Below are 19,658 nucleotides of genomic sequence, written 5' to 3'. Positions count from 1 at the left end.
AACAATATTGCGTGCCTTGACACTTCCGATCTTTGCGCACATGTCTCCGCGACTCATCGGAGCTTATATCATGCTCAATAGCTACGACGTCGTTGTGGTCGGAGGAGGTCACGCCGGTTGCGAGGCCGCCAGCGCTGCCGCGCGCGCCGGCGCCAGGACCGCGCTCGTGACGCTTCGCTTTGACACCATCGGCGCAATGTCTTGCAATCCGGCAATTGGCGGCCTCGGCAAGGGCCATCTCGTTCGCGAGATTGATGCCCTGGACGGGTTGATGGGCCGGGTGGCCGACGCGGCCGGCATTCAGTTTCGACTGTTGAACCGGAAAAAGGGGCCCGCGGTGCGTGGTCCTCGCACGCAGGCAGACCGCAAGCTCTATCGTCGGGCCATGCAATCAGCGATCCGGGAGCACGAATCGTTGACCGTGATTGAGGCAGAGGTGACCAGCCTCGAAATTCAGGATAATCGCGTTGCCGGGCTGGGGCTTGGCGACGGGAGCACCGTTCGGTGCGGTGCTCTTGTCCTTACCACGGGTACCTTCCTTCGAGGGCTCATCCATATTGGCGAACGCAAGTTCCCCGCCGGGCGGATGAATGAGAAGGCTGCGCTTGAGCTTTCTGAAAGCATGATGCGCGCCGGCTTTGCGCTCGGCCGCCTCAAGACGGGAACGCCACCGCGGCTCGACGGCGGGACAATCGACTGGGATTCGCTCGATAAACAAGCAGCGGATGCCGAGCCGGTTCCCTTCTCGCTGATGACGGACCGCATCACAAACCCGCAGATCGAATGCGCGATTACCCGGACAACGCCGTCGACGCACGAGGTTATTCGCACGAATCTCGGCCGCTCGGCCATGTATTCCGGTTCGATCGAGGGGGTCGGGCCACGCTACTGCCCGTCGATCGAAGACAAGATCGTCAAGTTCGGCGACCGTGAGGGACATCAGATTTTCCTTGAGCCGGAAGGGCTTGACGACCCGACCATCTACCCGAACGGGATTTCCACGTCGCTGCCTGAAGAAGTGCAGCTAGAGATCCTGAAGACCATACCCGGCCTCGAACGTGCAGCCATGCTGCAGCCGGGCTATGCGATCGAGTACGACCATATCGATCCCCGTGAACTCGCGCCGACGCTGGAGACCAGGCGGGTAGCCGGCCTTTTCCTTGCCGGCCAGATCAACGGCACGACCGGCTACGAAGAAGCCGCGGCGCAGGGCTTGCTGGCGGGGTTGAATGCTGCGCGCAAAGCTGCCGGAGACGACCAGATCGTGATCGGCCGGACCGAAGCCTATATCGGCGTGATGGTAGACGATCTGACGAGCCGCGGCGTCAGCGAGCCCTACCGCATGTTCACCTCGCGGGCGGAGTTCAGGCTCTCCTTGCGCGCCGACAACGCTGACGAGCGGCTGACGCCGAAGGCAATAGGGCTCGGACTCGCATCTATCTCGCGACAGGAGCGGTTTGCGGAGATCAGCGGGCGCTTGAAGAATGCACGCGAGCTGGCGAAGGCCAAGACGTTGACCCCTAGCGAGGCCAGGCGCCACGGCATTGAGGTCAATATGGATGGGATACGCCGCTCGGCCTATGATCTTCTGGCCTATCCCGATCTGGACGTGGCCCGGCTCGCCGATATCTGGCCAGAACTCCGCTCGATTGACCCAAAGACGGCTGAAAGCCTCGAAACCGAAGCACGGTATGCCGTCTATCTCGACCGCCAGATGGCGGACGTCGCTCACATGCGCCGCGAGGAGCAGCGGCTGATCCCTGAACACATTGATTTCTCGAAAGTCCCAGGCCTGTCCAACGAGCTCAAGCAGAAGATGCGTGAACGCCGGCCGCGTTCCGTTGCAGCCGCCGAGCGGATGGAGGGGATGACGCCGGCTGCGATGGCGATCATCGTTTCGCATATCCGCAATGCCGAGCGCACGCCGGGCAGAGACGTGGCGTGACAACAACAACAACAACAGCAGCATTGGAAGAGCTGTGCCGTATCGCCGGACCCGTTTCACGTGAAACATTCGAGCGTCTGGTTGCATTCGAGGCGCTTTTCCAGAAATGGGCGCGCCGCATAAACCTGTCTGCGCCTTCTACGCTGAAGGATGTGTGGTCACGGCACATACTCGACAGCGCTCAATTACTTCGTCTCGCGCCGGATGCGCGGCACTGGCTCGACCTCGGCTCAGGTGGCGGCTTTCCGGGCATGGTGATGGCGATCCTGCTTGCGGAACGCCAAGGAAGCCATGTAGATCTCATTGAAAGCAATCGGAAAAAGGCAGCTTTCCTGCAATCGGTAATGGGGCAGTTCAGCCTACCAGCGCGCGTCAATGCGCTGCGCATCGGTGACGTATACGCTTCGATCGGCACGCCTGATGTGGTGACCGCCCGTGCGCTGGCGCCGTTGCCTTCATTGCTAGGCCTTGCAGAGCCTTGGTTGTCGGCGGGCGCAATCGGCCTCTTTCATAAAGGCCGGGATTACCGCAGCGAGATCGAAGAAAGCGCTCACCGGTGGCGCTTTGACCTGTTAGAACATCGAAGCATGATCGACCCGCAGAGCGTGATTCTCGAGATTCGCAACCTAACTCCCAAATCGTGACGCGCCTGAACCAATGAACGCATTGAATCGGATCATGAAGACCGGCCCACGCATCATCACAGTCGCCAACCAGAAGGGCGGCGTCGGCAAGACTACCACCGCGATCAATCTGGCGACGGCGCTGGCTGCAATCGGCGAGCGCGTGCTGATCGTCGACCTTGATCCTCAGGGCAATGCCAGCACCGGGCTCGGGATAGACCGCCGCGACCGAATTTCTTCGTCTTACGACGTCTTGACCGGCGTGTTGGCGCTGGAAGACGCAGCCATGCCGACAGCGGTGCCCGGTCTCTCGATCGTTCCGTCGACGCTCGATCTCCTCGGCGTCGAAATGGAGATAGCAGGTGCGCCCGACCGTGTCCTCAGGCTGCGCAACGCCGTGCGCGCATCGTCTGAGCGTTCCGACACATACAGCTATGTGCTGATTGATTGCCCTCCCTCCCTCAATCTCCTGACGCTCAACTCGATGGCTGCCGCCGATTCGGTTCTGGTGCCGCTGCAATGCGAGTTCTTCGCGCTGGAAGGTTTGAGCCAGTTGCTCGAAACCGTCGAACAGGTGCGCGGCTCGATCAATCCGGACCTCTCGATACAGGGCATCGTGCTGACCATGTATGACGGTCGCAACAATCTCGCCAACCAGGTCGTCGAGGACGTGCGCGCCCATATGGGCGAGAAAGTTTACGAGACGATCATTCCGCGCAATGTCCGCGTTTCGGAAGCGCCGTCGCATGGCAAGCCGGCGATCCTCTACGATCTGAAATGCTCGGGCAGCCAAGCCTATCTGCAGCTCGCATCCGAAGTGATTCGACAAGAACGCAAACTCCGCGCCGCATGAACAGATTCGCGAACGAAACAGTCTGGACTGACCATGAGTGACGATCCTTCTAGAAAAAGACTGGGCCGCGGGCTCGCCGCGCTGATCGGCGAAATGGACAGGCCGGCGACGGTGGAAAAAAGCGCGGCGCCGGCTGACGGCCAAGTTCCGATCGAGTTCGTCGCGCCGAACCCACGAAATCCGAGGCGCAACTTCGGCGATGCCGATCTTGCGGATCTTGCCCAGTCGATCCGCGAACACGGCGTGGTGCAGCCGGTTGTCGTTCGCCCTTCGGGCGAAGCCGGGCGATACGAGATCATCGCCGGCGAGCGGCGCTGGCGGGCCGCACAACGAGCCGGCTTGACGCAGATTCCGGTTATCGTGCGGGACGTAAACGATCGCACGGCGCTTGAACTCGCCATTATCGAAAACGTCCAGCGCACCGACCTTAACCCGGTCGAGGAGGCGCTCGGTTACCAGCAGCTGATCGACGAGCACAATTACACGCAGGCGGATCTTGGTCAGGTCATCGGCAAGAGCCGCAGCCACGTCGCCAACACGCTGCGCCTGCTCAAACTGCCCGATGTTATCCGCGACATGCTCATCAATGGCGATTTGTCCGCGGGCCATGCCCGCGCGCTGGTCTCGGCCGCCGACCCGGCGGGCCTCGCCAAGCGCATCGTCGAGGATGGCCTGTCGGTGCGCCAGGCCGAGGCGCTGGCGCAGTTGCCGGCCGAGAGCGTGCGCGAACCGTCTCCATCCGCTCCGCGCGACAAGGATGCCGATACGCTGGCGCTGGAAAAGCTGCTCTCCGACGTGACCGGTCTGAAGGTCGCCATCGCCCATCGCGAGCGTGGGGGCGAGGTGCGAATCGGCTATAAGACGCTGGAGCAACTCGATGATTTATGCCGCCGGCTGAAGCACTGAAGCGGCTGGATTAGCCGGCTAATCAATTTCGGTTTCGTTGCGCGAGCCGGGCGCTTTCGACGGCGACGCCGAGCAGCGCCTGGCGTGCGATGGCAGTGGAAAGGTTCGGCCGTTTGCGGGTCTGCAACACCGCATCCTGCAACCTTGCCAATGCGCGGGCCAGCGCTTCGGTATGCCAGCGCTCCAGCGCCGTCTCGACTATCTTTCGCCGCGAGAAGAAGACCGGCGGCCGCGCTCCGGCAACGACTGCCGCCGCGTTGCGCCCCCCAGCTTCCATTGAGCCGCGCATCAGGTGCAGAGCCTGAAATTGGCGCATGGCGGCGGCGAGTACCAGGAAAGGCTGGCCTCCGGAGAGAGTCTGGCGCGTGAAAACCGCGTCGAACGCATCGATCCTGCCTTCGAGCACGGCGTCGACTGCGTCGTCGAAGGAAAGGCCGGAGACGTCGCCGATAGAGGCCTTGACGTCGTCCAGGCCGATCTCCCGCTGCCCCTGCGCATAAAGGAGAAGCTTCTGGATTTCGCCGCGCGAGGCGAGTCTGTCGCCGCCGAGATTGCGGCGCAGCGCCTGCCGCGCTTCGAGCGTCAGCGACATCCCCGCCTTCTGCATCTCGTCGTCGATGATGGCGTCTATGCCTCGCGCCTCGTCGGCATAGCAGGGCAGCGCCATGGCGCCGGGGCTCGCTTCAACGACGGTCCTGAGCGCCGCGCCCTTCTTCAGTTCGCCGGCCTCGATCAGCACGATGGCGTCGCGCGGCGGTTCGGCACATAGCGCTTTGACGTCCTCGGCCAGCGATTTCTGGCCGGCGGCGTTGCGCACCCAGAGCAGCCGCCGTTCGGAAAACATCGGCACCGTGCGCGCTTCGTCGAGCAGCCTGCCCTGTTCGCGCTCGATCTCGGCGCCGTCCAGCCGCACCACCGAAAACGGATCGTCCAGCGGCAGCCCGGTCTTTTCCGCAAACGCCCGCCCGCGTTCGGCCACGAGTCCGCGGTCCGGCCCGTAGAACAGGACGATGGTGGCCCCGGTCGGTCGGGCCAGCCATGCGTCGACCTCATGGGCTTTCTTCTGTGCCATCGCTTCCGGTTAGCATGGCATTTGGCTGTGGCGAAGCACGAATTCATCGGCTCACACCTCACCCGCTGTTTCCCTGTCGGTCAGCCGTATATGGCAGCATCCGTCACCATGGCCCGGCGTCCAGGTGACGTTGGCGAAACGCACGCCTGTCGCCTCGAACAATCCGCGGTCGAAGGCGCCGGCGATGCGGCAAAGCGTGGCGAGCTGTTCGTCGCCTACGCCGGCTTCTACCCAGGCGTCCTTGAGCGGGCAGCGCTTTACCCTGAATTCTATGCTCTTCTCGCTGCGGAGCACATCGGCAGGGTACATGCGGCCGTCATCCGGGCTGACCGACAGGAACGCCTCGCCAATGGCGCGGGCATCGTTCGGGCCGAAATCGGCGAATGCCGCTTCCGCAACCTCGCGGCCGCGCCGCTCGACCGCCCGCACCATGACCTCCTCGGCCTTCGCCGCGCCGAATTCCGCTTCCAGTTCGGCGTAGAACAGCCGGTAGAGATCGGCCCGATTACGGAAGGCTGCCTCGAGTTCGCGGCTCAGCCTTTCCACTTTTTGCGAAGGTTGATCCGTCATTCCGTCTCCTTCGAAGCGAGCCGATCGAGGCTCGGCATGGCCGCAACCAGCGCCTTGCCTATCGGCGAACTGGGCGCGGCGATAATCTGGCGCGCCTCGCCGGTCTCGGCGATCACGCCGGCCTCCATGACCGCGACGCGGTGCGCCACTCGAGCCACCACGCCGAGATCATGGGAAATGAACAGATAGGAAATTCCCTCCTCGCGCTGCAGCGAAGCCAGCAGGTCCAGAATGTCGGCGCGGACGGAAACGTCAAGCGCCGAAAGCGCTTCGTCGAGTACGATCAGGGACGGCCTTGTAGCGATGGCGCGGGCGATCGCCACGCGCTGGCGTTGTCCGCCGGAGACTTCATGGACAGCGCGCTGGGTGAGCGAGGGTGAAAGGCCAACCCGCTCCAGCAGCGCCTCGATTGCCCTGGGACGCTCGCCGCGTGCAGCCAGGCCGTGGATGCGCAGTGGATCGTCGAGCACGCGGCCGACGGTGGCGCGCGGATTGAAGGCTGCGAGTGGATCCTGAAACACCATTTGCAGACGCGTACGCACTGCCCGAAGTTTTGCGCCGCGCAGCGCCAGCAAATCCTGTCCTTCGAAGCGGATGCTGCCGGCATCGGGTTCCGCAAGCCGCAGCAGCAATCTCGCCACTGTCGACTTGCCGCTCCCGGACGGGCCGACCAGCGCCAAGGTTTCGGCGCGGCCGATCTCGAATGAAATTCCATCGAGCGCCGTGATTACCCGACCGGCGCGCTGAAAGCGCTTGGAAAGGCCGGATACGGCAAGCAGCGGCTCGCTCATCCGCGCTTCTCCGCCGCCGGACCAAAACTCGCCTCGATCAGCGAGCGCGTGTAGGGATGCGTGGGCGAGCGCAACAGAACTGCCGGTCCTCCGGTTTCGAGCAGCCGGCCGTGCCGGAACACCGCGATGCGGTCGGCAAGCTGCGCGGCGAGCGCTATGTCGTGGCTGATGAACAGAAGCGACATCGCATCCTCCGCCACCAGCCGCCGGATCAGCGCGACGATCTCGGCCTGGACGATGGTGTCGAGCGCGCTGGTCGCCTCGTCGGTAATCAACAGGCTCGGCCGTGCGGCAATTGCCGCGGCAATTGCAACGCGCTGTTTCTGTCCGCCGGAGAGCTGATGAGGATAGACGTGTGCTATCGCTTCCGGATCGGGCAGGCGGACGCGGCCCAGCAGGTCTGTGGCGAGGCTGCAGGCCTCGCGCCAGGTCAGAGGCAGATGCGTCCGCACGACCTCGGCGATCTGCTCGCCAACCGTCAGTACCGGGTTGAGGCTCGCCGAGGGATCCTGGAAGACGAAGCCGATGTCGCGGCCGTTCTGCGGTGCGCGACCAAGTCCCGGCCAGCTTATGTCTCCGTCGAGTTTTGCCGTCGATGGCAGCAGCCCGGCGATAGCAAGCGCCAGCGTGCTTTTGCCCGAACCGCTTTCTCCGATCACAGCGAGGCATTCGCCGGTCTTTAAATCGAGAGCGACTTGTTTCAGCGCCTCGACATCCTGTCCGTCACGGCTGTAGCGTACGCCGAGATTGCGGATCGACAGCCGAATGGTCACGTATTCATCCGTCTAGTTGCGCTTGTTTCAACCAGCCCTTCGCCGGCTAAGTAGATTCCGAGCACGGTCAGGACGAGAGCCACGCCCGGGATCATCGACAGATAAGGGGCGGAGCGAAGCACGGCGCGACCCTCGGCGATCATGCCGCCCCAGGTGACGCGGTTGGGATCGCCAAGCCCCAGAAAGGAAAGTGCGGCCTCTGTCAGGATCGCCCCTGCAACGATTACCGATGACAGCGCCAGCACCGGCGGCAGCGCATTGGGCAGTATCTCGCGGAAGGCGATCTCCAGCGGGTGCATGCCGATCACCCTCGCCCCGGCGACATAGTCGCGCTCGCGGATCGAAAGTACTTCCGCCCGCGCGATCCGCGCTGGTCCGGTCCAGGCGGCGAGCGTGATGGCGACAATGACGGTGGCGAGGGAGGGACCGGCGACGCTGACGAAGGCGAGCGCCAGCAGGAAGCCGGGCACGGTCTGGAATGCATCGGTGATGCGCATCAGGATCTCGTCTAAGAGGCCGCCTGCGAAGCCGGCCAGCGTGCCGATCACCGCACCAATCAGGATCGCGCCTGCCGCAGCGGCCAAGCCGACCGCCAGCGAGGTGCGCGCCCCGTGAAACAGCCCCGCCAGCACATCGCGCCCGAGCCTGTCGGTGCCAAGCGGCAGCGCCCAATCCTGAAAGGGCCGCAGCAGGGCCGGCCCGGCTATCGACTGCGGGTCGCGTGGAAAAAACCACGGCGCCGAGAGAGCCATGGCTATAAGCCCCGCCAGAATAAGCGCGCCGGCAACGGCCTCGGGCGTGCGCAGGAAGCGGTGGAGCGGGATCATGCGATCTCCCCGCTTGATCCGATGCGCGGGTCAAGCGCGGCGTAGAGGAGATCGACCGCCAGGTTGACGACGATGACCAGCACGGCGCTGACCAGAATTATGCCGAGCAGCAGCGGCGTATCCCGCGCGGCGACCGCTTCCTGCGCCAGACGGCCGAGCCCCGGGACTGAGAACACGCTTTCAATGACGACGCTGCCTCCGAGCATCGCCGCCGATTGCAGGCCGAGCATAGTCACAAGAGGCAGCAGCGCGTTGCGCGCGACATGGCGCAGCACGATGCGTCGCCGTGCAATGCCCCTTGCCCGCGCGGCTAGGATAAAATCCATGCGCCACACCTCGGCCATGCCGGCGCGCATCATGCGCAAATAGAGCGCCAGGTAGATGAAGCCGAGGCTCGCCACCGGCAGGACGAGATGGCGGGCTATGTCCAGCGTGCGCTCTGCTCCGGTCTTGCCGGAAGCGATCGTCTCGATGCCACCGAGCGGAAGCCAGCGTAGCTGCACCGCAAATACCACGATGAGCACGAGGCCCAACCAGAAGCCCGGCACCGCGTAAAGCGCCAGCGAGCCTATCGACAGAAACCGGTCGCGAAAGCTGCCGGGCCGCGACCCGGCGACGATACCGAGAAACGTCCCGAGGCAGAAAGAAAGCGCGGTAGCACTGCCCATCAGGAGCAGCGTATTGGGCAGCCGCTCCAGGATCACGTCGAGGATTGGCCGCGAGAATGCCACTGAGTGCCCGAGGTCGAGCCGCGCCAGCGACCAGACATAGATGGCGAAGCGTGTCGCCGCCGACTGGTCCAGCCCCCAGCGCCGCCGCAATTCCTCAATCATGCCGGCGTCGCCGCCGACCGAGACTACATAGGCGTCAACCGCATCGCCCGGCGCGGCCTCGAGCAGCAGGAACGTGCCTGCGATCACGAACAACAGCACGACGATGCTGCCGATCAGGCGCCGGCAAATGAGACGGAGGGCGCGGGTCATGGCGGCGGCTGTATTTCTCGCGCCAGTTTCAGCCCTCAATCCAGGTGTCGGCCCAGTTCGAGACGGCCCAGCGCGGATTGTTGGCAACTTCCCTGACCGAAGAATGCGCCACGGTGATGAAACCCCATTCGGCGACATTGATCAGCGGCAGATCTTCCGCGACCATTCTCTGGAAGTCGACGTAAAGAGCGGTGCGCTCGTCGGGATCGAGCGTCTCGGCCGCCTTGGCGATCAGCGCATCCAGTTCTGGATTGGCGTAGCCGCCCTGGTTTGAGAACGGCACGCCGTCCGGAACGCCGCTCTGCACCAGAATGGTCGTCGAAATGGCCGGATCGCCGCGGAAGACAGGCGGGGCGATCGCCAGGTCGAAGGCATGGTCGGTATAGACGGCCTTCTGATGCGCGGCCGCGTCGTTGTTGACCAGCTCGGCCCTGATGCCGATCTCGGCCAGCGCCTGCCGCAGATAGTCGCCGAACTGCTTCGTCTCGTTGAAATAGGGTGCCGGCAAAAGCTTCAGCGCGAAGCGTGTGCCGTCATCGCCGCGCTTATAGCCGGCTTCGTCCAGCAGGGCATTGGCCCTGGCGACGTCGAAGGCATAGGTCGGCACGTCGCTTGAATAGAACTGCACGTCGTTGCGCGGCACCGGTCCGGTGGACGCGGTCGCATAGCCCAGGAAGATCGTCTTGACGACAAAATCCTTGTCGACCGCACGGGCGATCGCCTGCCGGACCTTGCGGTCGGCCAGTTCCTTGCGGCGGTGGTTTATCTCGATGACGAGCTGATAGGTCAGCGCCTCATAGCCTTTCGAGATCACTTCTATACCCGGCACTTTCGAGATGCGCTCGAGATCGGCGAGCGGTACTGCCGAGAATGCCGCCAGATGGATTTCCTCCGCCTCCAATGCGCCGGCAGCCGCCGCCCTGTCAGGAAGCACGCGGTAGAGTATCTCGTCGAGCTTCGGCTGGTCCTCGCCCCAATAGGCGTCGTTCTTCTCCAGCCGGTAGTATTCGCCTGGCCTGTGCTCGGCGAATTTGAACGGCCCTGTGCCGACCGGCGCGGTGTTGGCCGGATTGTCGGCGATCTCGCCCACTTCGTAGAGATGTTTTGGAACGACGCTGGTCAGCGCCGGCAGCGCGTTGCGGATAAGCTGGAATGGCGTCGGCCTGACGAAGCGGAAAATCGCCGTATGGTCATCGGGCGTGTCGACCGCCTCCAGGTCCTTGAACACCACGCGGCCGAGATTCTGCAGCGGCTTCCAGATATGCAGCGCCGAGAAGGCGACGTCGGCTGATGTGAACGGCCTGCCGTCGTGCCAGTTTACCCCTTCGCGCAGCTTGAAAGTGACCGTCAGCCCGTCCTCGGAGCTCTCCCAATTGGTTGCGAGCCGCGACTCCAGGCCGTCCTTGCCGGTGAAGGAGGCTTCAGCGAGTGGCTCGACGATTTTGCTGGCGACAAAGAAGACTCCGTTGGAGGCGACGATCGCCGGGTTCAGGTTGCGTGGCTCGGAATCGGCGGCGACGATCAGCCGGCCGCCTTTGGCGGGCGTTTGCGCCCAGAGCGTTGCCGGCAGAGCCGTCGAGGCCAGCAGGACGCTCGACCCGGCGAGAATGCCGCGCCTGGAAATCGCGAAATCGGACATGGCACCACTCCATTGCAGCGTCGAACGATGCGGCCAGCACCAGCCGCTCTGCCCCAGACGTTTCACAATTCAGCATATCCATGGTCCCGGCAACTGGGCCAGAGAAGGAAATATTGTTGCGCGGCGGCAAAGCGGAATTGTCGTCCAATCTGCGGCGGGCTTCCGCAATTGGTAAGCCGAAGCTTACTTCTCAGCCTGGAGAAAATCCTCGACCGCCTGCGGATCGAGCCCGGCGGCAGCGCCGATACGCCTCGCCAGTTCGGCGGCCGCCGGCCGCAGGAGGCCGACGGGCCGGTCCATCCAGTAGGAGACCGGATTGAGCACGCGCCGGTCATCGACCGCGACGATGCGGCCCGCTTCGATCTGGCTCGCTGTCAGCGGCGGCCGGGCGAGCGCGACACCAAGGCCGTGCGCGGCCGCTGCGAGCACCAGGTTGTAATCCTCGAAGCGCCGGTCCTGCGGCCGCGGGCGATAGTCGATGCCCTGCTCGCCGAACCAGGCGCGCCAGCCTGAAGCATCCGAATCGTGGATCAGCGGATAGTCGAGCAGGCGCTCGGGCCTACCAGCGCCGATTGCGCGCGCCAGTTCGGGCGAAGCGATGGGAAAGCACCATTCCTCGAACAGCTTGACCGACACGCGGCCGGGTATGCGCCCGCGCCCGCAGCGCATCGAAATGTCGATGCCTTCCTCGTCGAGATCCGTCTGGTGGATGTCGATGTCGAGCACGATGCGCAGCTTTGTCGAGCCGTTCTCCAGCGCCGAAAGCCGGGGCATCAGCCATAGCCCGCAGATCGACGGGATCGAGGTCAGCCGCACCACAGCGGCGCCTCGCGGTTCGCTCCAGCGGTCGGTGGTGTCGGCAATCAGCGCGAAAGCTTCGTTGGTGCGCAGATAGAGGCGCTGGCCCTCCAGTGTCAGCGAAACGCCGCGCGCGCCGCGCTCGAATAGTTTCAGGCCGAGCCATGCCTCCAGCTTGGCAATCTGTCGGCTGACCGCGCCGTGGGTGAGGTTCAGCCATTCGGCGGCGGAAGAAAAGCTGCCCATACGGGCCGCCGCCTCGAAGGCGCGCAGTGTTTCCAGCGGCAGTATCGGCTGTGAGCTGTGATCCATACTCACAGCTGAGCCTCGATTTATTCGTTTGTCAACAAGCTCCGGGTGGCGCCTCCTGTCGCCGAAATCTCACACGCTTGAAGAGGAAGACCATGACCGCCGCCGCCATCACACCCGCCCGCTCGGCCGATCCGATCACGATAGCCGCGGTGGCGGTTACCGTTGTCGCTTGGGCGTCGGCGTTCCCGGCGATACGCGCCGGCCTCGCCGCTTTCGGTCCGCTAGAGCTCGGCGCGCTTCGCTTCGCCATCGCCGCCGTGCCGGCCGCTATCTTCCTGCTCGTCATCCGTCCGCCGCTTCCGGCGTTGAAGGAGGCATGGCGCTTCGCAACCGGCGGCCTGGTCTTCGTGGCGCTCTACACGGCGCTTCTCAATTACGGGGAACTGACCGTGTCGGCTGGCGCAGCCAGCTTCATCATCAATGTCAGTCCGATCATGACCGCCGGCTTCGCCATGATGGTGCTCGGAGAGCGCTTTTCAGCGCTGGCCTGGACCGGAACCTTCCTCTCCTTCGGCGGTATAGGCATCATCGCGCTCGGGGAAGGTCAAGGCCTGAGCTTTGACCGCGGCGCGCTGCTTATCCTCGGCGCCGCAGTATGCACCGCCACAAACACCATCGTGCAGAAGCCGCTTTTCGCCCGTCATAAGCCGCTTACCGTGTCGGCATGGAACATGGTGATCGGCGCACTCTGCTTGTCACCGGCTTTGCCCAGCGCGCTGTCGCAAACCTCGGCGGCAAGCACCGAGGGGCTGGTGGCCGCTATTTATCTCGGCATAGTGCCCGGCCTGGTGGCGCTGTCGCGCCTGCCGGCGTCGCGCGCATCGAACTTCCTCTATTGCGTGCCGCCGGTAGCGACGCTGATCGGCTTCCTCTGGCTCGGCGAAATCCCGACCAGCCTCGGGATCCTCGGCGGCGCGCTGGCGCTGGGCGGCGTGGCCATCGTCAACCTTCGGCGCTGAAAACAACACGTTTAGAGCCCATTTCCATTTGATTGAAATGGGTTAAGACCGGGCAGCCGATATTTTCGCTCAGGGTTTTGGATCGGCTTTCAGATAGGCGATGACGTTGGCGATGTCGGCGTCATCCTTCAAGCCCGGAAACGCCATCTTGCCCTTGGGGATCACCGCTTTCGGATCGCGCAGATACTCGGTGAGGTTGGCATCGTCCCAGACCAGCCCGGCCGCGCCTGCTTCCTTTATGTTCGCGGAATATTTGGCTTGGTAGCTTTCGAGCGAGCCGGCCGTGCGACCGACCACGCCGACAAGGTGTGGCCCGACCTTGTTCTTTTCGGCCTCGGCGTCATGGCAGGCCCGGCATTTGTTGAACACCGTCTTCCCGGCGGCCGCGTCCTGCGCCTGCGCCTGCAGCGGTGCAAGGAAGACTGCGGCAAGGAAGGCCGAGGCAAGGCTGATGGTCGGTTTCATGATGCGGTTTTCCTCCGTGAGCAAAGCCAATCCGGGTGAGGTTACCGGCTAAAGGCGTGCAAAGCCAGCCGGTTCCCGGGTGCGACGATGTGCAGCGGCACGGGCTCCCATTCGCGGCGGTATGGCGGCTGCTTCAGATTGCAAAAGAGGCGAGGACTGCTAGGCTGACCATACAATCAGTGGTCGTCTCAAGCCATGTCGGACCAGGAAAGCCGTCTCAATGACGCCGGCGTCCGCCTCGCCGGGGCAACGGCCGTCGACTTCTTTGCTCTCCTGAAACCGCGCGTCATGGCGCTCGCCGTATTCACCGCCTTCGTCGGGCTGGTGGCTGCGCCAGGAATCATCAATCCGGCTGTCGCGGTGACAGCCATTCTCGCCATCGCGCTTGGCGCCGGCGCTGCCGGCGCGCTCAACATGTGGTACGACGCAGACATCGACGCGGTGATGTCGCGGACCTCCCGGCGACCGATTCCGTCGGGCCGCGTTATGCCGGCCGAAGCGCTCGGTTTCGGCCTCGTTCTTTCCACCCTGTCAGTCCTGACGCTCGGCATGCTGGCCGGATATCTGGCGGCTGCGCTGCTCGCCTTCACCATATTCTTCTACGTCGTCGTCTATACGATGTGGCTAAAGCGCTCGACGCCGCAGAACATTGTGATCGGCGGGGCGGCCGGCGCGCTGCCTCCGGTGATCGGATGGGCCGCCGCGACCGGCTCGGTCGGCCTGGAAAGTGCGATCCTGTTTCTCATCATCTTCTTCTGGACGCCGCCGCATTTCTGGGCGCTCGCTCTATTCAAGGCAGGCGATTACGACGCCGCCGGAATACCGATGATGCCGAACGTCGCGGGCGAGGCCTCGACCCGCAAGCAGATCTTCGCCTATTCGCTGCTGCTCGCGCCCGTCGGCGTCGCGCCTTGGCTGTCCGGCTTTGCAAGCGGCGTTTACGGACTGGCCTCGGCCGTGCTGGGCGTGGGCTTTGTCTGGTACGCGTGGAAGGCGCTTGCCGCACCCGATGCGGGTATGAAGAATGCCAAGGCGCTGTTTGCCTATTCGATTATCTATCTTTTCGCGATCTTCGCCGTTCTGCTCGGCGACAGCATCGCCCAGCGGGCGCTCAGCTGAGCTGACTAGATCCTTCCGGGCTCTGCGCTCACAATGGCGCTGCGCAGAAGCCGAGCAGGAGGAGAATGGCCGTGCCCAGGCCGAGAATGAACACCGTCTTTGCGTCCATGACCTGACCCCCAAGCCGTTTTGGCCAGAGTAGCCAAAAAAGGGGGCGAATGCCAGAAGAGCGGTCGACCATGCGCCAATGGGGGCGACAAATCGTCTCGGGCAAGTTATGTTGACGGCGGTGCAGGTCGCGGTTTTGCGTGACCAGTCACGCTGGACGGCAGCACCGTAAATCGCGACCCCACCGGACCTGGTCCAGGAGGAAAATGGTCATGGCGAATTTTCACGTGCTTGCAGGCCCCAACAAGAAGAAGGCCGTGGCTCAACCCACGGTTCGCCAGATAATGATCGCGGATGTCTTCGACGCGCTGCGTCGGGGGTTCGATGATTTCTGGGAAAAGCCGTCGCATTATGTCTTTTTGTGCCTGATCTACCCCGTCATCGGCGTGATCCTGATCACATGGACGTCCGGCGGCAATGCCCTGCAGCTAATATACCCGCTCATCACCGGTTTCGCCTTGCTTGGACCCTTGGCCGCACTCGGCCTCTACGAAATCAGCCGGCGGCGGGAACTCAACCTCGACTCGTCCTGGACGCATGCGCTCGAGGTGCGGAACTCACCGGCTATCCCGGCGATTATCGCTGTCGGGGTCCTGCTTCTGGGGCTGTTCGTCGCTTGGCTGCTTACCGCACAGGCGCTGTTCAACTGGCTCTATGGGTCCGACGTGCCGACGTCGATCACGGGGTTCGTGTCCGACGTGTTCACTACCGAACGTGGCTGGACACTGATTCTGCTCGGCAACGCGATCGGCTTCCTATTCGCGCTGGTGGTGCTCAGCACCACGGTCATCGCCTTTCCGCTGCTGCTCGACCGGGACGTCGGCGCCTACGCGGCGATAGAGACCTCGGCTCGCGTGATGATCGCAAATCCCGTCCCGATCGTCTTGTGGGGTCTGATCGTGGCGGTTGCGCTGGTTGCGGGGTCGCTTCCGCTTTTCGTCGGCTTGGCGGTTGTTATCCCAGTGCTCGGCCATTCCACCTGGCACCTCTACCGCAAGGTGGTGGAAACTCCGCCGGCCAAAAGGCGGCGCGTTCAGCGCTGAGCGGCGCAAAAGCGCCGTTCCTTCCCTGTCCCGCCTACGCCTCGTCAACCCTCTCCCTGCCGGGGAGAGGGTTGATATCAGCCGCGATGCTTGCGAAGGGGAGGCCGGATGAGGAAGACGCGGCACATATGGGGTGACCTGCAGCAGCGGTTGCCCGCCTGCAGTTGCGCTCAGCGGCTGTCTATCCGCCTGCGCCGAAGAAGTTCAGCCGCATCAGCGCGGTGTAGTCGGCTTCGAAGACCATCAACGCCACGAATACCAGCACCGCCACCGGCGGCAGCAGGATAGCGTAGCTCAGCGCCGGCCGTTCAAACGCCATATGCATGAATACGGCGACGATCAGCCCCGCCTTCAGCACCATAAATATCAGGATCAGGGTCCATCTGAGATAGCCCTCGAAGCCGGCATAATCGACGTAGTAGGAGCAGGCACTGAGGATAAACAGCCAACCCCAGACGATGAGATAGAGCCGGATCGGGTGTTCCTGATGCACCTCCGCATGCGCCGTAGTCGCCGGCGCTTCGTGGGCGCTATGGGGCTGTCCCGAATCGTGTGCCGTTGCTTCAGCCATGTCCGCCTCTCACCACAGATAGAAAAATGCGAAGATGAAGACCCAGACGAGATCGACGAAGTGCCAGTAGAGGCCCATGATCTCGACGCTCTCGTAATTGCCTCTTCGGCTCGTGAAGAAGCCTCGCTCGCCGACATCATAGTCGCCGCGCCAGACCTTCCGCGCCACGATGAGCAGGAAGATCACGCCGATCGTAACGTGGGTGCCGTGGAAGCCTGTAATCATGAAGAAAGTTGCGCCGAATTGCTCGGCGCCCCACGGATTGCCCCATGGGCGTACGCCCTCGCTGATCAGCTTGGTCCATTCGAAGGCCTGCATTCCGACGAAGGTCGCGCCGAGCGCGGCAGTAACCAGCATCAGGATCGCCGACATCTTGCGGTTGCGCCGATAACCCTGCATCACCGCCATCGCCATGGTCCCGGATGACGAGATCAGGACGAAGGTCATGATGGCGATCAAGAGCAGTGGAACGCTGACATCGCCGACGTGCAGGCCGAACACTTCGCTGGGATTGGGCCAAGGCACGACCGTCGACATGCGCGCGGTCATGTAGGCCAGCAGGAAGCAGCCGAAAATGAAGGTGTCGGACAGGAGGAAGATCCACATCATGGCCTTGCCCCAGGAGACGTTCTTGAACGCCCGCTGGTCGGAGGACCAGTCCGAAGCGATGCCCCGCCACCCATCCGGTCGCGGGCCGATCCCGGTTGTGTTCGTTAGCGTCGTCTCTGCCATCCGCTTTGTCCTTCAGGTCAGCAGTTGTCGGCAAATGTCGATAAGGTCGGCAGCCCAGCCGGCCAGCAGCACAAACACCGCAAGCCAGACGAAGAGCAGGAAGTGCCAGTACATGGCGCAGAGCTCGACGCTGAGCCGAAGCCGCTCCGGCCGGTAACGCCCCCATGCGCCTGCGGTCGTCCGCGCCAGCGCCACCAGGCCGCCTAAAATGTGCAGCCCGTGCATGCCGGTGATCATGTAGAAGAAGCTGTTGGCCGGATTGGCCTCCAGGAAGTAGCCGCTGGCCGAAAGATCCCGCCAGACAACGAGCTGCCCGGCGAGGAAGGCGAGCGCGGTCAGCCCGCCGGTGACGAGGCCAAGCCGCACCATGTCGATCTGGCCGCGGCGGGCGGCGACAACGGCGCACTGCAGCGCCACGCTGGAAAGAACCAGCACGCCGGTGTTCAACCACAGCAGCGGCGGGATCGGCAGCGGCTGCCAGTCCGACAGCTCCATGCGCATGAAATAGGCGCTGGCAAACAGCGCGAACAGGCAGCCGACGACGGCGAGGAACACGCCGAGCCCGACCTTGGCGGTCGGCATGCCTGTCACATCGGTCTCCGGCAGGGCAGCCGCCGGTCCGTGCTCGAGCCAGGGCTTGGACATCAGCCCCTGGTGGGAAAGCCACCAGCCGGCGATGCCGGCGATCACGAGCAGGAATACCAGTATGACGCTCATGCCAGCCCCACGGCGGCCTTATCGGTGCCGGGATCGTTCTGGGCGATGAAATCCTCTCTTGCTCCCGGCACGCTGTAATCGTAGGCCCAGCGGTAGACGACCGGCAGTTCCTTGCCGAAATTGCCATGCGCCGGCGGCGTCTCGGGCGTCTGCCATTCAAGTGTGGTGGCACGCCACGGATTGCCGCCCGCCTCGCGGCCGTGCCAGATGCTCCAGATCAGGTTGAAGAGGAACACCATCTGCGCGAAGCCGACGACAAGCGCGGCCACCGAGATGAAGGCGTTGAGGTTTTCCACCGGTGCGGTGATGAAGGCCGGCTCGCCGATTTCGGGATAGCGCCGCGGCACGCCGACCAGCCCGACATAGTGCATCGGGAAGAAGATCGCATAGGCGCCGACGAAGGTGACCCAGAAATGGAACTGGCCCATCGCCTCGTTCATCATCCGCCCGGTGATCTTCGGGTACCAGTGATAGATCGCGCCGAAGATCACCATGATCGGCGCAACGCCCATCACCATGTGGAAATGCGCGACGACGAACATGGTGTCCGAGAGCGGTACGTCAACAACAACATTGCCGAGGAACAGCCCGGTCAGCCCCCCATTGACGAAGGTGACGATGAAGGCCAGCGCGAACAGCATCGGAAGGGTCAGATGGATGTCGCCGCGCCACAGCGTCAGCACCCAATTGTAGACCTTGATGGCGGTGGGCACCGCGATGATCAATGTTGTTGTTGCGAAGAAGAAGCCGAAATAGGGATGCATGCCCGAGACATACATGTGGTGCGCCCAGACGATGAAGGAGAGCGCGCCGATGCCGACAATCGCCCACACCATCATGCGGTAGCCGAAAATGTTCTTGCGGGCGTGGGTCGAGATCAGGTCGGAGACGATGCCGAAGGCCGGCAGCGCGACGATGTAGACCTCCGGATGGCCGAAGAACCAGAACAGGTGCTGGAACAGAATCGGGCTGCCGCCGCCATAGCTCAGCTGCTCGCCCATCTCGACCAGGGCCGGCATGAAGAAGCTGGTGCCAAGCACACGGTCGAACAGCATCATCACGCAAGCCACGAACAGCGCCGGGAAGGCCAGCAGCGCCATCACTGTGGCGGTGAAGATGCCCCACACTGTCAGGGGCAGGCGCATCAGGGTCATGCCGCGGGTGCGGCCCTGCAGCACCGTCACCACATAGTTCAGGCCGCCCATTGTGAAGCCGATGATGAACAGGATCAGCGAAACCAGCATCAGGATGATGCCGGCCTCCTGGCCGCCCGGCGTGCCACTGAGGATGGCTTGTGGCGGATATAGCGTCCAGCCCGCGCCGGTCGGGCCGCCGGGTGCGAAGAAGCTTGCGGCCAGCACCAGCACCGCAACCAGATAAATCCAGTAGGAGAGCATGTTCACATAGGGGAACACCATGTCGCGCGCGCCGACCATCAGCGGGATCAGGTAATTGCCGAAGCCGCCGAGGAAGAGCGCGGTGAGCAGGTAGATCACCATGATCATGCCATGCATGGTAACGAATTGATAATAGGCTTCGGGGGTAATGAAATCGAAGGTGCCGGGGAAGCCGAGCTGCAGCCGCATCAGCCAGGAAAGCACCAGCGCCACCAGGCCGATGGCGAGTGCGGTGCCGGAATACTGAATGGCTATGATCTTGGCGTCCTGCGAGAAGACGTATTTCGTCCACCAGCTATGCGGATGGTAGAGTTCGACCTCTGGAACTTCCGCAGGCGGAATGACATCCACGGCGCCAGGTGTGGCATCGACCATCGGTTCGCCTCCTTGTTCCTTCCGGCGAGACCCGCGGCTTGTTCAGGCCCGGCCGCTCGAAAGTCCCTTTCCTACCCTAC

The 19,658-nt window shown here is 63.4% G+C and carries 20 protein-coding genes; 7 read left to right on the top strand and 13 right to left on the bottom strand.

Annotation, left to right across the window (positions count from 1 at the left end):
* Positions 1-70 precede the first annotated feature (70 nt).
* The 4 genes from mnmG to ABVK50_RS25185 are packed head-to-tail and all read left to right on the top strand — an operon-like array spanning position 71 to position 4,327.
* Complete coding sequence (gene mnmG, locus ABVK50_RS25200) at positions 71-1,945, top strand: tRNA uridine-5-carboxymethylaminomethyl(34) synthesis enzyme MnmG (RefSeq protein WP_353643978.1); 1,875 nt, start codon at positions 71-73, stop codon at positions 1,943-1,945.
* The gene (rsmG, locus tag ABVK50_RS25195) at positions 1,942-2,589 is read left to right on the top strand and encodes a 16S rRNA (guanine(527)-N(7))-methyltransferase RsmG (protein WP_353643979.1); all 648 of its coding nucleotides are present in this window, start codon (positions 1,942-1,944) and stop codon (positions 2,587-2,589) included. Before mnmG ends, rsmG begins: the two co-directional genes overlap by 4 nt.
* 34 nt (positions 2,590-2,623) lie before the next feature.
* Positions 2,624-3,421: a ParA family protein gene (locus ABVK50_RS25190; RefSeq protein WP_353645820.1), complete on the top strand. Its 798-nt coding sequence runs from the start codon at positions 2,624-2,626 to the stop codon at positions 3,419-3,421.
* A 33-nt stretch (positions 3,422-3,454) separates the two neighbouring features.
* The gene (locus tag ABVK50_RS25185) at positions 3,455-4,327 is read left to right on the top strand and encodes a ParB/RepB/Spo0J family partition protein (RefSeq protein WP_353643980.1); all 873 of its coding nucleotides are present in this window, start codon (positions 3,455-3,457) and stop codon (positions 4,325-4,327) included.
* Between the two features lie 22 nt (positions 4,328-4,349).
* Here the strand turns inward: ABVK50_RS25185 and holA are convergent, their stop codons facing one another.
* The 8 genes from holA to ABVK50_RS25145 form a co-directional block, all read right to left on the bottom strand.
* Complete coding sequence (gene holA / locus ABVK50_RS25180; RefSeq protein ID WP_353643981.1) at positions 4,350-5,399, bottom strand: DNA polymerase III subunit delta; 1,050 nt, start codon at positions 5,397-5,399, stop codon at positions 4,350-4,352.
* A gap of 51 nt (positions 5,400-5,450) precedes the next feature.
* Positions 5,451-5,969, bottom strand: a complete 519-nt coding sequence (locus tag ABVK50_RS25175) for an L-2-amino-thiazoline-4-carboxylic acid hydrolase (protein ID WP_353643982.1) — start codon at positions 5,967-5,969, stop codon at positions 5,451-5,453.
* On the bottom strand, positions 5,966-6,760 hold the full coding sequence (locus tag ABVK50_RS25170) for an ATP-binding cassette domain-containing protein (RefSeq protein WP_353643983.1): 795 nt from the start codon (positions 6,758-6,760) through the stop codon (positions 5,966-5,968). The genes ABVK50_RS25175 and ABVK50_RS25170 overlap by 4 nt, the downstream gene beginning before the upstream one ends.
* Positions 6,757-7,533 carry an ABC transporter ATP-binding protein gene (locus ABVK50_RS25165; RefSeq protein WP_353643984.1) on the bottom strand — a complete coding sequence of 259 codons (777 nt, stop codon included), beginning with the start codon at positions 7,531-7,533 and terminating at the stop codon, positions 6,757-6,759. Before ABVK50_RS25165 ends, ABVK50_RS25170 begins: the two co-directional genes overlap by 4 nt.
* On the bottom strand, positions 7,530-8,360 hold the full coding sequence (locus ABVK50_RS25160) for an ABC transporter permease (RefSeq protein WP_353643985.1): 831 nt from the start codon (positions 8,358-8,360) through the stop codon (positions 7,530-7,532). Before ABVK50_RS25160 ends, ABVK50_RS25165 begins: the two co-directional genes overlap by 4 nt.
* A complete protein-coding gene (locus ABVK50_RS25155; RefSeq protein WP_353643986.1) occupies positions 8,357-9,343 on the bottom strand; it encodes an ABC transporter permease in 987 nt (328 codons plus the stop codon). Before ABVK50_RS25155 ends, ABVK50_RS25160 begins: the two co-directional genes overlap by 4 nt.
* A 28-nt stretch (positions 9,344-9,371) precedes the next feature.
* Positions 9,372-10,982 (bottom strand): ABC transporter substrate-binding protein, encoded by a 1,611-nt coding sequence (locus tag ABVK50_RS25150; RefSeq protein ID WP_353643987.1) that lies wholly within the window; start codon positions 10,980-10,982, stop codon positions 9,372-9,374.
* Between the two features lie 183 nt (positions 10,983-11,165).
* Entirely contained in the window at positions 11,166-12,092 is a 927-nt protein-coding gene (locus tag ABVK50_RS25145; RefSeq protein WP_353643988.1) for a LysR family transcriptional regulator, read from the bottom strand.
* A gap of 92 nt (positions 12,093-12,184) precedes the next feature.
* Here ABVK50_RS25145 and ABVK50_RS25140 point away from each other — a divergent pair, with 92 nt between their 5' ends.
* Positions 12,185-13,051 (top strand): DMT family transporter, encoded by an 867-nt coding sequence (locus ABVK50_RS25140; protein WP_353643989.1) that lies wholly within the window; start codon positions 12,185-12,187, stop codon positions 13,049-13,051.
* Positions 13,052-13,120: 69 nt separating this feature from the next.
* Here ABVK50_RS25140 and ABVK50_RS25135 read toward each other — a convergent pair whose 3' ends face one another.
* Positions 13,121-13,516: a cytochrome c family protein gene (locus ABVK50_RS25135; RefSeq protein WP_353643990.1), complete on the bottom strand. Its 396-nt coding sequence runs from the start codon at positions 13,514-13,516 to the stop codon at positions 13,121-13,123.
* A gap of 195 nt (positions 13,517-13,711) precedes the next feature.
* Here ABVK50_RS25135 and ABVK50_RS25130 point away from each other — a divergent pair, with 195 nt between their 5' ends.
* Entirely contained in the window at positions 13,712-14,635 is a 924-nt protein-coding gene (locus ABVK50_RS25130; protein WP_353643991.1) for a heme o synthase, read from the top strand.
* 320 nt (positions 14,636-14,955) lie between these two features.
* Positions 14,956-15,786 carry a DUF2189 domain-containing protein gene (locus ABVK50_RS25125; protein ID WP_353643992.1) on the top strand — a complete coding sequence of 277 codons (831 nt, stop codon included), beginning with the start codon at positions 14,956-14,958 and terminating at the stop codon, positions 15,784-15,786.
* Positions 15,787-15,967: 181 nt separating this feature from the next.
* Here ABVK50_RS25125 and ABVK50_RS25120 read toward each other — a convergent pair whose 3' ends face one another.
* The 4 genes from ABVK50_RS25120 to ABVK50_RS25105 are packed head-to-tail and all read right to left on the bottom strand — an operon-like array spanning position 15,968 to position 19,578.
* Positions 15,968-16,357 carry a cytochrome C oxidase subunit IV family protein gene (locus tag ABVK50_RS25120; protein ID WP_353643993.1) on the bottom strand — a complete coding sequence of 130 codons (390 nt, stop codon included), beginning with the start codon at positions 16,355-16,357 and terminating at the stop codon, positions 15,968-15,970.
* Positions 16,358-16,366: 9 nt separating this feature from the next.
* Positions 16,367-17,089 (bottom strand): heme-copper oxidase subunit III family protein, encoded by a 723-nt coding sequence (locus ABVK50_RS25115; RefSeq protein ID WP_353643994.1) that lies wholly within the window; start codon positions 17,087-17,089, stop codon positions 16,367-16,369.
* A gap of 12 nt (positions 17,090-17,101) precedes the next feature.
* Complete coding sequence (locus tag ABVK50_RS25110) at positions 17,102-17,806, bottom strand: cytochrome c oxidase subunit 3 (RefSeq protein WP_353643995.1); 705 nt, start codon at positions 17,804-17,806, stop codon at positions 17,102-17,104.
* Positions 17,803-19,578: a cbb3-type cytochrome c oxidase subunit I gene (locus tag ABVK50_RS25105; protein ID WP_353643996.1), complete on the bottom strand. Its 1,776-nt coding sequence runs from the start codon at positions 19,576-19,578 to the stop codon at positions 17,803-17,805. The genes ABVK50_RS25110 and ABVK50_RS25105 overlap by 4 nt, the downstream gene beginning before the upstream one ends.
* Positions 19,579-19,658: the final 80 nt, after the last annotated feature.

It is taken from the genome of Mesorhizobium sp. WSM2240 (genome assembly GCF_040438645.1).
Taxonomy (GTDB): Bacteria; Pseudomonadota; Alphaproteobacteria; order Rhizobiales; family Rhizobiaceae; genus Allomesorhizobium.
This window is presented reverse-complemented; position numbering and strand designations above follow the sequence as displayed.

Bases quoted from the DNA above. Each gene is read 5' to 3' on its own strand.
- mnmG (WP_353643978.1), top strand. From the start codon at position 71: ATGCTCAATAGCTACGACGTCGTTGTGGTCGGAGGAGGTCACGCCGGT.
- ABVK50_RS25190 (WP_353645820.1), top strand. From the start codon at position 2,624: ATGAAGACCGGCCCACGCATCATCACAGTCGCCAACCAGAAGGGCGGC.
- ABVK50_RS25185 (WP_353643980.1), top strand. From the start codon at position 3,455: ATGAGTGACGATCCTTCTAGAAAAAGACTGGGCCGCGGGCTCGCCGCG.
- holA (WP_353643981.1), bottom strand. From the start codon at position 5,399: ATGGCACAGAAGAAAGCCCATGAGGTCGACGCATGGCTGGCCCGACCG.
- ABVK50_RS25175 (WP_353643982.1), bottom strand. From the start codon at position 5,969: ATGACGGATCAACCTTCGCAAAAAGTGGAAAGGCTGAGCCGCGAACTC.
- ABVK50_RS25170 (WP_353643983.1), bottom strand. From the start codon at position 6,760: ATGAGCGAGCCGCTGCTTGCCGTATCCGGCCTTTCCAAGCGCTTTCAG.
- ABVK50_RS25160 (WP_353643985.1), bottom strand. From the start codon at position 8,360: ATGATCCCGCTCCACCGCTTCCTGCGCACGCCCGAGGCCGTTGCCGGC.
- ABVK50_RS25155 (WP_353643986.1), bottom strand. From the start codon at position 9,343: ATGACCCGCGCCCTCCGTCTCATTTGCCGGCGCCTGATCGGCAGCATC.
- ABVK50_RS25150 (WP_353643987.1), bottom strand. From the start codon at position 10,982: ATGTCCGATTTCGCGATTTCCAGGCGCGGCATTCTCGCCGGGTCGAGC.
- ABVK50_RS25145 (WP_353643988.1), bottom strand. From the start codon at position 12,092: ATGGATCACAGCTCACAGCCGATACTGCCGCTGGAAACACTGCGCGCC.
- ABVK50_RS25140 (WP_353643989.1), top strand. From the start codon at position 12,185: ATGACCGCCGCCGCCATCACACCCGCCCGCTCGGCCGATCCGATCACG.
- ABVK50_RS25135 (WP_353643990.1), bottom strand. From the start codon at position 13,516: ATGAAACCGACCATCAGCCTTGCCTCGGCCTTCCTTGCCGCAGTCTTC.
- ABVK50_RS25130 (WP_353643991.1), top strand. From the start codon at position 13,712: ATGTCGGACCAGGAAAGCCGTCTCAATGACGCCGGCGTCCGCCTCGCC.
- ABVK50_RS25125 (WP_353643992.1), top strand. From the start codon at position 14,956: ATGGCGAATTTTCACGTGCTTGCAGGCCCCAACAAGAAGAAGGCCGTG.
- ABVK50_RS25120 (WP_353643993.1), bottom strand. From the start codon at position 16,357: ATGGCTGAAGCAACGGCACACGATTCGGGACAGCCCCATAGCGCCCAC.
- ABVK50_RS25115 (WP_353643994.1), bottom strand. From the start codon at position 17,089: ATGGCAGAGACGACGCTAACGAACACAACCGGGATCGGCCCGCGACCG.
- ABVK50_RS25110 (WP_353643995.1), bottom strand. From the start codon at position 17,806: ATGAGCGTCATACTGGTATTCCTGCTCGTGATCGCCGGCATCGCCGGC.
- ABVK50_RS25105 (WP_353643996.1), bottom strand. From the start codon at position 19,578: ATGGTCGATGCCACACCTGGCGCCGTGGATGTCATTCCGCCTGCGGAA.